Genomic DNA, 13,458 nt, shown 5'->3' on the forward strand with positions numbered 1-13,458 from the left:
CCGTTATCCCTCCAATATTTTCATTTTTAATTCCTCCATGCAGCTTGATAAATGAAGACGGGCCACTACTTTTACATCCTCTTCAAAATACACGTCGTTTCCGTTTGCCACTATCATACAGGTCGATATCCCCATTTTTCGTATCAAAATCAATTCACCACTCCGACCTTGAAGTTTTGGATAATGGGTCTCTAATACATTCAAGATGATTTTGCCCTCTTCCAAACTGATATCTCCGGATTGGAGAAGCTTTTCCAGCGCATAGAGTTGAAACAGTTGAACAAATGAAAATGTTTCATGTTCTCCTTTTTGTTCTTTATAAAAACGCAATGTCATTAACGAAATAATGTTTCGATTAAGAAGTTCGTCTTTTTTGAGTGTGATGTCTGCGGGGTTAGAAGAAAACATACTCGCCAATTCATCCAACGATAAATCGTCTTTCATATTTTTAATGTTTTCTATTCTTGTTAATATTTTTTCTTTCGGGAAAAACGTTTCTTGTCCGGTAAAAGTCGATTTTCGAATGAACCATTCTTCAGGAATTAGCTTTTTTCGTTTCCAACGATACAGCTGTCCGTAAGAAATTCCGGTTAATTCGAGCAGCTCTTTTTTAGAAATCAATTCTTGATCCACTACACGGCACCTCCTTCACACGAAAAATGTAACATAACAATGTTACGTTGTAAATAAAAGATACAAAGAGCTACGAAATGAGCCAAGAAGTCTCTATCTGATACAAAGTACATCCGAAAAATATCGGGTATTTCTCAATGAGTTATAGTGAGTCTGGACATGCTATAATGTTTGTAAAAACTTAACGGGAAATATATTTGATCATGTTAGGAATTCAATGATAGTGGTTAAGAAACTTGTGACTAAGCCACCAAATATAGGATTGGTTGATAGTGCGTTGTCTTCTGATTTTAGTCAAATTAAGGTATTGGATTAAAAATAATGAAAGAGGATTTCGCTCATGAGTCTGATTGATGTTAGTCGGTGGGAAAAGGATGATGAAAAACAAGCTTCAGGAACTAGGCAGAAGTTTTGGTTGATTAATCCGATGAACAGACGTACTTATTTGTTTAAAATACCTAAGGAGAGTACAGGAGAAGCTTGGGCAGAGGTAATTGCGTCAAAAATTGGACAAAAAATAGATTTAAAAACAATGAAAGCTGATTTAGCGATTTATAACGGTGTATTAGGTGTTTTATCGGAAAACTTCATCCGTGATGGGGAAGAGTTTTATGAAGGCGGTGATTTATTTTTTGCCATTGCGGAGGATTTTGATAGATATAGTTTAAAATATTACGATTTTCCGAATATAATAAAAGTATTATCTGAATTTAGCCTCGAAAGAGATTTTATACAAATTCCAGTATTCGATGCGTTCATTGCTAATCAAGATCGACATTGCGATAATTGGGGACTCATTGTTGATCAATCAAATTATCAGCTTGCTCCTATATACGATAATGGGGCATCATTAGGATATCAATTAAGGGAAGAGCGTATTTTGAAAATGTTTCGAGATCAAAGAATGTTTGAAGCTTTCACAAACCGAAGTTACTCTTTAATTGGATTACCACACAAAAAGAAGCCGAAGTATAGAGAATTGTTAACTTTTATTAACGAATTATTCCCGTGCGAAATGAAAGAAATGATTGAACGAATGAGTCAAATAAATAAAAACGAAATATCTGATATTTTAAGTTCGATTTCAGACAAGGTAATGAATAGAGTTTATAAAGAATGGGTATTACAATTATTAAAATACCGGAAAGAATGGCTAATGAATTGGTATACGGAGGTGAAATAATGTTTCGTCCTTTTGTGCTTTGGCTCATTTGGCAAAATGAACGTACTCGACAACGTTATCATATCGGGAATTTAGTACACAATGAAGATAAATATGTTTTTTATTATAATAAGATTAGACGAAGAAGAGGGTTATTAGAAGCGATAGAGAACGGATATCAACCGCATCTGGCATTTCGAGATATTGATAAAACATATATTTCTGATAAGTTATTCGGTCCTTTTGCACGTCGTTTGCCGGATCATCGGCGACCAGATTTCCAGGAAATTCTACGAACACACGGTTTGTCCAACGATTATACGGAAATGGATTTATTGAGAGTTACCGGCGGAAGGCTTGCAACTGATTCATATGAGTTTGTTGCCCCTATTTATGTATACGGAAATTACTTTGACTTTAATTTTTACATTGCTGGATGGAAATATTATGAAGGAGAACAGATCGTTGGACAACTGAAAATCGGAGAAAAGGTACAGTTTCAACTAGAGCCAGATAATTTACATGATTCAAAAGCAGTAATTGTATTAACTAGTGAAGGGCGGAAATTGGGTTATATCCCAGCCTTTTATAGTGAATTTATGTTTCAACTTATTAAGAAACGTGGTGATTATGAGGCAAAAATTCACTCCATTCAGTTAGAAGCACTTCCGCAATTAAAAGTGAATGTAAGCGTCTGTGGAATTCTTCCCCCTTTTCTTAGAAATATAAATTTGGATATAGTCTATGATATACCGTTGGAAACGGTATAAAGCAATAAATGGTGAACCGTCCCTATTACGTGGGGTAGTTGTTTTTGAAAAAAATAAATTTCGGTCTATGTCAATTGCTGGGGGACACTCACTTATCGAAGTGCCCCCTTTTTGTCTGTCACTAGATGGATGAATAGAGAGCTTTATTTCTAAAATTTCGACTGCCGTATGACATTCGTTTGATAATGAAGAAGAAAAATTATCTATAGAAGTGTTTGAGGATGATTATGAACGATATCATGAATATGTTTTATAAGTGTAAAAAGTATTTCATCTTTGGAAAGGGTAAAGAAAAAAAGAGCATCAGAAAAAAGCTGTTGTGAACCGGCGCATTCCAATTTGTGACAGTATCCTTCGGACCATACTCTGAAACGGAAGGACAAAATACAAACTTATTTAAAATTGTTATTCATTTTTGGAATGATGCGTATGCAATTGGCGCTTTCACTAAAATAAAAGGCAGCCACTTCAAGATGGCTGCCTATTCTTGTATAAAACGATAAATTTTGTTCACTTTTTCCCGAAACGGCTCTACATGAACAAATCGCACTTCCCGAAGTACTTCTTTCCCATCTACAAATAACAACAAAACGGGGGCGGTGAAAATGGTAAAACGCCCTGCAACTTCCGGAACGTGATCGGCATTGACAAGAGCTAGTTGAATATCAGGGAAATCGGCCATGACATTTTGAATTTTTGGCAATAAATCATGGCACACACTACAATGATCTCTGGATATATATAAAAACGCTAACTCGTGACGGTCAACAAAATCATCGACTTCTTTGACAGAAAATAGTTCTTTCATGATATTCAAAAGTAGATCTCCTTCCGTAAAGGGATAAAACCATAAGGTATAGTGATTATAACACGGCACATCACATCAACAGATCGTTGGTGCTCAGGGTGTGTCAAGATGATACCGATGAAACGTTGGAGTTGGTAAGGCAACAGAGCTGTCTAGTCTTTTGATACAATTCGTAATGAAATCATTTCATTATTTAGAGGTGACGGTATTGAAACATTTACAGCAAAAAATTATTGAATTTCGCGATGCTCGGAATTGGAGTCAGTTTCATAATCCAAAGGATTTAGCGATTTCATTGAGTTTAGAAGCGGGGGAGTTGCTGGAGAATTTTCAATGGAAAAGCAGCGAGGAAGCCGTAGAAGTGAACTTTGAAAACATCAAAGACGAAATAGCCGATGTAGTCATTTATGCACTGTTGCTTTCGCATGAATTAGAAATTGATTTAGAGGAAGCCATTGAAGAAAAAATAAAGAAAAACGAACAAAAATATCCCATTGAAAAATCTTTCGGATCAAAAAAGAAATATACTGAATTAAAGTAGTAGGGGAGAAAGGCGATTATTCTACACACCATCCATCTCATTGTTAGTCTTTAATGATGAGAACAAAAAGCTTACCATTCTATTAGAGGGCAGAGGTAGCGAGGGCTGATTTTGCTGCCATCTGCCCAATAAAGGATGAACCGATCAGTAACAAGAAGAATGTATGCCCAATCACATAGTGAGCTTATTCTGTTAAACGAAGCTTATTATACACTTTAAAATAAACCCAAACTGCGTTTATCAGCAACAATGCACCAGTAATAAGGAAGACATATCTGATCCCCAAATAGGCTGCCACTTGCCCGCCCAATATCGAACCGCCAAATACGCCTAAATACCCTGCTGACATGCTAAAACCAAAAATTCTGCCTGTAAGAGAATCTGGTGTTATTTTCTTAACAAGGGCATTAACAGAAGGAACCAACCCTGCCGTTGCTAATCCTAATAAAAAGCGAAGCGCCATGAACTGCCAAGGGTTTTTGACAAAGGCTTGTGGTATAAAAAGCAGTCCTGACATTACAAGTGCAACTAATATCACTTTCTGAGCTCCGATTTTGTCAGAATTTTTCCCTAGTCTTGGAGCGGCAATGATATTTGCCAGACCTGAAGCCGAGAAAGTGATTCCGGCTAACAGAGCAACGTGGCTGGTATTTTGGGATAACTGGGTGACATACACGGTTATGATTGGTTCAACAGAATATAATGCTAGATATATGACAAAAAAAGTCACAAGCATGATAATAATCAGGCTTTTTTTAGGAATAGTATTCCATATTTCCTTTGTACTAAGCGTCTTTTTATCTTGACGAGTAAAAGATTCCTTTACAAATAAAGCGGTTGTCACAAAGGCAATCAACAGCAGTGCACCTGTTATAAAAAATACATTTCGCATGCCGAAGTGATCCTCAATAAAACCACCAATCGTTGGTCCAAGCAAAGAATCTGCTATATTTGCTGTTGAAAGGGTACCCAAAGCCCATCCAGCGTGCTCTTTGTCTGTTTGAGTAGCGATCAAAGTCGTACAGGCAGTACTATAACCTGTGATAATGCCCTGCAACACTCTTAATCCAATCAATTCATATACATTCTGCGCAAAACCTATGCAGAATACAACTATTGCCATACCAAGGCTTGCTCGCAAAAGCATGGGTTTTCGTCCGAATTTGTCAGCAGCATGGCCCCAAATAGGTGAGAAAACAGATGAAATGATAAAGGTAACACCAAAAGCAACCCCTGAAAATTGATCGATTAGAGTTGTATTATGAACTCCGAGATTTTTTATGTAGAGAGGTAAAACAGGGGCAATTTGACTCATCCCTATACTGGTTACAAACATTCCAAACCAACAAACGATTAAATTCCTTTTCCAAATCGGCATGAATATAAGCCTTCCTTTTGCTATACTTGCTCTTTTTCATTGCTAGCGAATCAATCATGAACAATGATCATTGAACCATGCTTGTATTTTTTCGTCAGGGCCCGCGGACGCGGGTGCTATATTTTTAATCCAAGGTACCAATCCAATCGTCGACAGTCAGCACCTCTGCCTGACGAGGGAACACTTTCTCCATGAGAACACGGTGAACTTCAGGATCATGATCAAGACATGCATCTGAAAGCACCGTAAGCGCAAAGTCTTTATCCGCTGCTTCCCGCAATGTCGATAGAACGACTCCACTTGTGGCAATACCGCTGAGAATCAGCGTGTCGATTTGGCGGGATCGTAGTATGACTTCAAGGTCGCTGCCTGCAAACGCGCTAAAACGAAGCTTTGTCACAACGGGCTCGTCTGGTCGGGGCTGCACCGATTCATGAATTTGCGTTGATGCGTCTGAGACGGTCATGCCACCAAGTCCAGCAATGGCTGAGAACGACTTATTCCGTGGGCTGATCTCGGGATAGCCTTCGCGAAATGCGACTCGCACAAAAATAACTGGGATGTTGTGCCGGCGAGCAGCTTCCACGGCTTTTTGGAACGGGAGCAGCACTTTCTCATTTTCTGCAAAACGCGATACAATGCCGTTTTGCACATCCATGACCAACAGAGCAGTTTTATTGTGATGATTCTGCATATATTGTACACTCCTATACATTATGTTAATATTAAGCGGAGAATTCTCCACTTGTCAAGGCGGTTGGTAATTGAATATTAGGGAGTGATGGTATAGTGGATGATGCGGATGCAAACCACACTCGTTCTGAACGTCGTGATGCTGCCGAGAATCGTCAGCGTATATTAAATGCGGCTCGTAGGCTATTTGAGCAATATGGGGTTGAACAAGTCAGTATGAATCAAATTGCCACAGAAGCACAGGTCGGTTCGGGAACGCTCTATCGTCGTTATAGAAACAAAGGTGAATTATGTTTGGATTTAATCAAGGACAACATTTCCCTGCTTTTTGAAGATATGGAAGCGTACTTGAATCAGAACCGGACAGAGCCGCCAAGTAAACGATTGAAAGGGATCCTCAGCTTATTTATCCGTTTTCGTGAGAAAAAGGCACAATTGCTTAAAGGAGTCGAGGACTCCGCACCAACCAATCGACTTAGATACCGAACTCGAAGTCCTTTATATAACAAATTGCATCAATTCATCGTCGAACTTTTTGATGAGATGTCTGCAGCCGAGCATACCCATCTTCACAATGTCTTTAGAGCGGATATATTGTTGGCGGCTTTAAGCAGCGATTCCTATTTGTTTCAAAGAGAGGTGCGTGGCTATACGCCTGAGATGATTTTGGAACAGCTCTGTTCTATATTTATTCCGCCTCAATGAGTGCTTTTGACCAAAAGCTACACAACTTGTAATAGTTGAACTACAACATCCTGTTATATTCTCAGGTATTAAACACACCTTACAATTTCATGGGCAGATGGCAGCGAAATCAGCCTTCGCTGCCTCTGCCTTTCTTACATTAGAGAGGAAGTTTCACGCTGATTAAGTGGCTTGCATTTGAAGTGAGCTCATATTCATATTGATTCATTCGCAAAAACAAAAACGACTAAAACTTCAATCCAAAGGTAAATCACAATTTTGTATTGCATATATTCAAAAAAAAGGATGAAAGCGCATCCATATTTATGTTTGCTGGTGCTACAATGTGTGTGAAAAGAAAGGAGGTATACAATGCAGCTTGACGGGAGAAGTAGATATCTCCTAAAAGAGGTGATGACAAACCCGAATATTAGGAGCAAGGAATTAGAGAAAAAATATCAATTAAGTCGAAGACAGATTGGATATAGCATTGAAAAAATTAATGGTTGGCTTAAAAGTCGGAATCTTCCTGAAATTGATAGAACAAATAAAGGCTATTTTCTTGTAGATAAAGGCTTAAAATCTAAGTTTCGTCTAGATGAAGAATGGGAATGTGGCAATGTAAATGAGTTATCAAAAATAGAACGTGTGAACATCATTTTATTAATGCTGTTATGTTGCGATGAATTGTTATCATTAATTCATTTTACGAGTGAATTAAAGGTAAGTAAGAATACGGCCTTGGATGACTTGAAACGGGTTAAGAATATTGTTTCTGAATACGGTCTTGAGTTTCGTTATTCACGAAAATTTGGGTATTTAATCGAAGGAAAAGAGCTCAACATTCGTAAATTGCTGGTATCGACGATTGATAAAGTTATAAAAATGGATGAAGGTAAAGAAAGAATAAAGAGAATGGCTTGTATAACGGATGAAGAAATAGCAGAATTCCAAAAGAAAATAGAAAGAGTGGAAAAACGGTTAAATTTAAAATTTACGGATGAAAAAGTTATATTAATGCCCTATATTTTGTTGCTTATATTAAAACGAATTAAGCAAGGGAATCAAATCGATTCTTTTTATATCCACTATGAAGAAATTTCGGATACAAAGGAATATTTGGCGACGGAGGAAATTCTTCATGATTTTAAAGATGTGCCGGAAGAGGAACGTCTTTTTATCACGCTATATTTACTCACAACGAATGTATATTGGTCAGAAGGGTTAACACAAGAAATCATACCTGATCTAGTTCAGGCATTAGATGAGCTGCTTGTATTGTTTGAAAAGAATACATGTATTTTTTTAAAAGACCAGGAACAGTTGATTCAGAAGTTGCTTCTTCATATGAAGCCTGCTTACTACCGTATTAAATATCGCTTAACTGAAGCGAATAATATGCATGAAGTTGTGAACAAGGATTTTAAAGAACTCCATCATCTTGTGAAAAAATCTATCCAACCGCTAGTTCACCTAATCGGATGTGATATTCCGGAAAACGAAATCATTTATTTCACGATGTTGATATATAAGTTGAATTAAAGATTTACAACTGAACACACAAACGATCGATCGTTTGTTCTGGTTTCTGGTTGATTCGCTGAATAAAGGCTTGGACATTCTTTCTAATTTCTTGCACACTCGAATAGAACACGTTGTAAATCACGTCTGATTTCAGCCATTTCCATAGCCCTTCAATCAAGTTCAATTGCGGACTGTATGGTGGCAAAAAGACGAGCTCTAACCGATCTTCGTGTTCTTTTAAAAATGGCTGAATGAGTTTGGCATGGTGAATTCGAGCGTTATCTAAAATCATCACTATTTTGCCTGTGGGATAGCGTTCTAACACAAGTTGAAGAAATCGAAGAAATGTTTCCGCGTCATAGCATTCTTCTTCGATGCAAAACACTTCCCCTGTTTCGTAGTTCAACGTGCCAATCAGCTTCAGCCCTTGATGTTTTCCAAACGTCGGAATGATTCGTTGTTTTCCTTTGACAAACCATGTTTTTTGAATCGCTTGGTAATCACGAATCATCGACTCATCTTGAAAGAGGACATGGGCGATGTTCCCATCTACCAGTTTTTTTTTACTTCAGGGAAGGTGATTTCGACGAATTCTTTTTGTTTCTCTTCATCGGCATTGGCTAGTGTATAGGTCGGTTTCGTATAGCTTAGCCCTAACCGATGCAGAATGTCACTTGTTCCGCGAAGCGTGTATGTTGGCCCCCACTTTTGTTGAATGAGTTCAGCGATTATCGCAAGCGTCCAATTATATTTTGCTTCGAATCCCACATCTACGGGGAGCTGATGTTCAATGATCAAAGCCAGCTCTTTTTCCTGCTCAGGGGTCAATCGACGTGGGGCGCCAGGTGAGTATTTCATCTCCAGTCCATCAAGACCGCGCTGGGCGTAGGCATGAATATAGTTATAAATAGTTTTCTTGGATCGACCAATAATCGTTGCGATTTCTCCTTTGGTATATCCCTGCAAATGAAGATAAATCGCTTGGTAGCGTTCATATGCTCGTTTACTTTTTGCTTCTTTCATGGCAGTGGACAACTTTTCGATCTCGTCTTTGTGATTTGGCATCATATTTTCTCTCCGTTCCCCTATTTTCTCTTTGTATTTATTCGCCGTGGAACGGGAGAAAACCTTTATTTCAATTTATATAGGGGGATGGATGATACGGCAAGGAGAAAATATTGGAAAAAGAATGAAAGCTGTTGTCGTCTGTCCAAAAGGGGTTTCGGTTTCCAGATATATGTTTAGTACTTTAAGAAACTTGTTTCCGGAATTTATATTTTTGGATTCATTATCCATTCGAGAATTTCAACAATATCCGATGGACTATGACATTGTATTTTCACCAGTTTTTGTAGAAACGAAAAAGAAATTTTTCTATGTAAATTCTTTTCTTGGATATGACGAGAAAAAAAGACTGCGGAAGCAAGTCATGCATGAATTGTACGGATATGTGCCAAATGAATTAAATATAGAAGATATGATGGAAATCATCCAAAAATATTGCGTTATCAAAGATAAAAAAAATTTGTCTAAGCAGTTAATGGAGTATATCCGTCAAGACCATTCTTACTTTGATTATGGGTGGAATAACAGAAACCCCAATTTATATGAATTAATCACTCCTTCCACGATTACATTTCGTCATTCTGTTCATTCTTGGGAGGAAGCTATCAGGCTGGCCTCTCAGCCATTATTAAAAAGCAAACATATTACTCATCAATATGTCGAATCCATGATTCAACGCTGTCACTCTGATCCTTATATTGTCATTGGTCCCAATACCGCGATTCCTCATGCAGCTCCAGAGGAAGGAGTCAATGAACTGTCTATGAGTATGCTTCGATTAAGAAAAGGAGTATCATTCGCCACTGATTATACTATCCAGTTAATCATCATTATTGCTGCGTTAGACAAAGACCAACACCTTAGAGCATTAATGCAGCTAATGAAGCTAGTAAGGAATGACCGCGATCGTGAGCAAATCATTCATGCCCAGTCCGTTCAAGAGATACAAGCAATTATGGAGAAATATGCAGTAGACGAATAAATAGTTTTTCAGAAAGTCTGGAGGAGAGAATGAGTGTGTGGAATTTATTTGGATGAATCATTAATTTTGACGGATCTGGAGGTTACGGATAAAGAAGAATTATTGAAAATGATGGGGACTAATTTAATGGAAAAAGGATTAGTAAAAGAAAGTTTTATAAAAGCGATCATCGAAAGGGAAAAAAACTATGCGACCGGTTTACCGACGAAAAGTGTATCTGTAGCGATCCCTCATACAGATCCTGAGCATGTAAATAAGAAAGCTATTAGTCTAGCAATATTAAAAAAAGAAGTTCATTTTGGCATCATGGGAGAGAAGAATGCCGAAACTCCTGTTAAATTAGTGTTTATGCTTGCGATCGATAAGAAAAGGTCACATGTAACCTTTCTTCAAAAATTAATGGAAATATTTCAAAACGAAGAAGAATTGAATTATCTATTGTCAGAAGAAAATAAAACCAATATTAAAAATCGATTAATTCATGATTTACGAGTACAAAAAGGAGAGGAATAAACATGAAAAAGAAAAAACAAGTATTGGTTGCATGCGGTGCGGGAATTGCCACATCTACGATCGTAAATAAGGCGCTTGAAGAAATTTGTAAAGAAAATCATATTGATTGCGATATTATCCAAATCAAAATTACCGAAGTAGGGTCGTATGTTGATTCGGCAGATTTATTAATTAGTACAACGATCGTGCAGCAGGAATATCCGTTCCCGGTCATCAATGCAAGAGCGTTTTTAACTGGAATTGGATTAGACGAGGCGAAAAAAGAAATTTTAGAGGAATTAAAAAAATAGGGTATGAAGGATATAAATTTCATGTTGAACCCATGAAATCTAACCAGTTGACATCGGGAGGGCAATGAAATGAAGGGATTTTTTGATGCTATACAAGCATTTTTGGACCTGGGTGCTACCGTTATATTGCCTATCGTCATCTTTTTATTGGGTCTATTGTTCGGACAAAAACCGGGAAAAGCTTTTCGTGCGGGTCTTACAATCGGTGTAGCTTTTGTAGGAATTTTTATGGTAGTAGATTTACTCGTTAACAATCTTGGTCCAGCGGCTCATGGGATGGTGAAAAGATTTGGAATTCAGTTAAATGTAATTGATGTCGGGTGGCCGGCGGCCGCTTCGATCTCATGGGCTTCTAAGATTGCGGCGTTTGTTATACCGCTTGGGCTGTTAGTGAATATATTGATGCTTGTGACGAAAACAACTAAAACCATGAACGTAGATATTTGGAACTTTTGGCATTACGCGTTTACGGGAGCGATTGTTTATACTCTAACAGGCAGTATGATTCAAGGCTTAATAGCAGCGATTTTATTCCAAATTGTTTGTTTAAAAGTCGCTGATTGGACTGCACCTATGCTAGAAGATTATTTTGGATTACCGGGCATATCGGTCGCTACAGGAAGTACCATCTCTTATGCTGTGCTTGGGATCCCGTTGGTGAAATTGATTCAAAAGATTCCGGGAGTTAAAAATCTACACGCCGATCCTGAAACGATACAAAAAAGATTCGGAATATTCGGTGAACCGATTTTTATGGGACTTATTCTTGGAATCGTGTTGGGATTATTGGCTGACTACTCAATTGGTAAAACGATTCAAATCGGCATATCAATGTCAGCCGTGATGGTTCTCATGCCTAGAATGGTGAAAATTTTAATGGAAGGACTTATGCCTATTTCAGAATCGGCACGAGAATTACTTCAAAAGAAGTTCGGAGCGAAAAATATTTATATTGGGCTGGATTCAGCTGTTGCCATTGGCCACCCCTCCGTCATTTCAACTGCGTTGATTCTCGTACCGATCACGGTTGTATTAGCTGTTATTTTGCCAGGCAACAACGTACTCCCATTTGGGGATTTAGCAACTATTCCATTTATTGTTGCATTTATCGTTGGCGCTTCTCGAGGGAACATTATTCATTCGGTGATTGTAGGAACGATTCTGATTGCTTTATCTCTTTACATGGCGACAGATCTAGCGACTCTTCATACGCAAATGGCTATCGATGCCAAATTCCATATGCCTCATGGAGCGAGTAAAATATCTAGCATTGACCAAGGTGGAAACTTAATTAACTACTTGATTTATAAGCTATTCTTCTGGATCCATTAATCTGTCTTTATTGATCGTGAGCAAGGAGGAATTTTAATGAAAGCGCTGTTAAAAACAAAACTTGGTCCCGGAAACTTAGAAGTGGCAGAAGTAGAAGAACCACAAGTAGGAAAAGATCAAGTCAAAATATTGGTGAAATATTCTGGTATATGTGGTACCGATATTCATACGTTTCAAGGGCATTATAAAGTGAGTGCACCGGTTATTTTAGGACATGAATTTTCGGGTGAAGTAGTTGAGGTTGGCAAAAATGTCACGGAGTTTCAACCTGGAGATCGAGTGACATCCGAAACGACGTTTTATATTTGCGGCAAATGTAAGTACTGCCAATCAGGAGATTACAATTTATGCAGCAGTCGAAAAGGATTGGGAACGCAACAAAATGGAAGTTTCACTAAGTATGTGATTGCTAGAAAAGAGAGCGTTCATAGACTGCCTGAACATGTAGATTATTTATCTGCAGCGATGACGGAACCTTTGGCATGTGCTCATCATGCTGTTTCGAAATCGGCGATAAAAAAAGGCGATGTTGTCGTTGTATTAGGACCTGGACCGATTGGCTTGCTTACTGCTCAAATAGCGAAAACTTATGGAACAACCGTTGTCATCACGGGTTTATCCAACGATAAAATTCGATTGGAAAAAGCAAAAGAACTAGGGATTGATTATGCTGTCAATATTCAAGAAGAAGATATCAACGCTCTTGTACAAAGTTTAACGGATGGATATGGTGCTGATATTGTTTTGGAATGTACCGGTGCTGTTCCGGCTGTGAATATGGGACTGGACTTGTTGAAAAAGAAAGGACAATTTGTCCAGGTCGGTATTTTTAAAAACCCGGAAATCCCTATTGATTCTGAAAAAATTATTCAAAAAGAACTCACATTCATTGGATCGAGAAGCCAAAAGCCAAGTGATTGGGAACCGTCATTAGCTTTAATGAATGAAAAACTCGTCAATGCCAAAGCGCTTGTGACTCATCAATTTGATATAACACAATGGGACGAAGCATATAAGGTCATTAAGAACGGTGAGTCCATTAAAGTAATATTAAAACCGACAGAATAATGGATGAAAAAAGAA

15 protein-coding genes are annotated in these 13,458 nt (G+C 38.0%); 10 read left to right on the forward strand and 5 right to left on the reverse strand.

Features of this window, described 5'->3' with window-relative positions; genetic code table 11:
- Nucleotides 1–3: 3 nt before the first annotated feature.
- Complete coding sequence (locus N1I86_RS09870; protein ID WP_341096084.1) at nt 4–633, reverse strand: YhbD family protein; 630 nt, start codon at nt 631–633, stop codon at nt 4–6.
- A 340-nt stretch (nt 634–973) separates the two neighbouring features.
- Between N1I86_RS09870 and N1I86_RS09875 the strand changes: the two genes are divergently transcribed.
- Both N1I86_RS09875 and N1I86_RS09880 read left to right on the forward strand, forming a co-directional pair.
- Complete coding sequence (locus N1I86_RS09875; protein WP_341096086.1) at nt 974–1,816, forward strand: HipA domain-containing protein; 843 nt, start codon at nt 974–976, stop codon at nt 1,814–1,816.
- Nucleotides 1,816–2,565 carry an HIRAN domain-containing protein gene (locus N1I86_RS09880; protein ID WP_341096089.1) on the forward strand — a complete coding sequence of 250 codons (750 nt, stop codon included), beginning with the start codon at nt 1,816–1,818 and terminating at the stop codon, nt 2,563–2,565. The genes N1I86_RS09875 and N1I86_RS09880 overlap by 1 nt, the downstream gene beginning before the upstream one ends.
- A 481-nt stretch (nt 2,566–3,046) precedes the next feature.
- On the opposite strand, the gene N1I86_RS09885 is transcribed toward N1I86_RS09880, so the two are convergent.
- Complete coding sequence (locus N1I86_RS09885) at nt 3,047–3,373, reverse strand: thioredoxin family protein (protein WP_341097320.1); 327 nt, start codon at nt 3,371–3,373, stop codon at nt 3,047–3,049.
- Nucleotides 3,374–3,548: 175 nt separating this feature from the next.
- On the opposite strand from N1I86_RS09885, the gene N1I86_RS09890 reads away from it, so the two are divergent.
- Entirely contained in the window at nt 3,549–3,914 is a 366-nt protein-coding gene (locus N1I86_RS09890; RefSeq protein ID WP_218016358.1) for a nucleotide pyrophosphohydrolase, read from the forward strand.
- 184 nt (nt 3,915–4,098) lie between these two features.
- Here the strand turns inward: N1I86_RS09890 and N1I86_RS09895 are convergent, their stop codons facing one another.
- Nucleotides 4,099–5,292, reverse strand: a complete 1,194-nt coding sequence (locus N1I86_RS09895; protein ID WP_341096091.1) for a multidrug efflux MFS transporter — start codon at nt 5,290–5,292, stop codon at nt 4,099–4,101.
- A 124-nt stretch (nt 5,293–5,416) separates the two neighbouring features.
- Nucleotides 5,417–5,986 (reverse strand): cysteine hydrolase family protein, encoded by a 570-nt coding sequence (locus N1I86_RS09900; RefSeq protein WP_341096093.1) that lies wholly within the window; start codon nt 5,984–5,986, stop codon nt 5,417–5,419.
- 95 nt (nt 5,987–6,081) lie between these two features.
- On the opposite strand from N1I86_RS09900, the gene N1I86_RS09905 reads away from it, so the two are divergent.
- A complete protein-coding gene (locus tag N1I86_RS09905; protein ID WP_341096095.1) occupies nt 6,082–6,690 on the forward strand; it encodes a TetR/AcrR family transcriptional regulator in 609 nt (202 codons plus the stop codon).
- 351 nt (nt 6,691–7,041) lie between these two features.
- Nucleotides 7,042–8,211, forward strand: a complete 1,170-nt coding sequence (locus N1I86_RS09910; RefSeq protein WP_341096097.1) for a BglG family transcription antiterminator — start codon at nt 7,042–7,044, stop codon at nt 8,209–8,211.
- Between the two features lie 4 nt (nt 8,212–8,215).
- Here the strand turns inward: N1I86_RS09910 and N1I86_RS09915 are convergent.
- Nucleotides 8,216–9,261 (reverse strand): IS630-like element ISBs2 family transposase gene (locus N1I86_RS09915; RefSeq protein WP_076611651.1). Its coding sequence is split into 2 segments (ribosomal slippage): nt 8,216–8,755 and nt 8,758–9,261, totalling 1,044 coding nucleotides; the frame shifts between segments, so codons are not numbered across the junction.
- An 88-nt stretch (nt 9,262–9,349) separates the two neighbouring features.
- On the opposite strand from N1I86_RS09915, the gene N1I86_RS09920 reads away from it, so the two are divergent.
- The 5 genes from N1I86_RS09920 to N1I86_RS09940 all read left to right on the forward strand — a co-directional run bounded on the left by N1I86_RS09920 (nt 9,350) and on the right by N1I86_RS09940 (nt 13,443).
- Entirely contained in the window at nt 9,350–10,240 is an 891-nt protein-coding gene (locus N1I86_RS09920) for a PTS sugar transporter subunit IIA (RefSeq protein ID WP_341096099.1), read from the forward strand.
- A gap of 33 nt (nt 10,241–10,273) precedes the next feature.
- A complete protein-coding gene (locus N1I86_RS09925; protein WP_003354008.1) occupies nt 10,274–10,753 on the forward strand; it encodes a PTS sugar transporter subunit IIA in 480 nt (159 codons plus the stop codon).
- A 2-nt stretch (nt 10,754–10,755) separates the two neighbouring features.
- Nucleotides 10,756–11,043 carry a PTS sugar transporter subunit IIB gene (locus N1I86_RS09930; RefSeq protein ID WP_003354007.1) on the forward strand — a complete coding sequence of 96 codons (288 nt, stop codon included), beginning with the start codon at nt 10,756–10,758 and terminating at the stop codon, nt 11,041–11,043.
- A 69-nt stretch (nt 11,044–11,112) separates the two neighbouring features.
- Nucleotides 11,113–12,375 carry a PTS galactitol transporter subunit IIC gene (locus tag N1I86_RS09935; RefSeq protein WP_048622470.1) on the forward strand — a complete coding sequence of 421 codons (1,263 nt, stop codon included), beginning with the start codon at nt 11,113–11,115 and terminating at the stop codon, nt 12,373–12,375.
- 36 nt (nt 12,376–12,411) lie between these two features.
- Nucleotides 12,412–13,443, forward strand: coding sequence for a zinc-binding dehydrogenase (locus N1I86_RS09940; RefSeq protein WP_341096100.1), 1,032 nt, complete (start codon nt 12,412–12,414; stop codon nt 13,441–13,443).
- Nucleotides 13,444–13,458: the final 15 nt, after the last annotated feature.

Origin of the sequence: Bacillus sp. FSL W8-0116, assembly GCF_038003825.1 — a bacterium.
Lineage (GTDB): Bacteria > Bacillota > Bacilli > Bacillales > DSM-4216 > Bacillus_O > Bacillus_O smithii.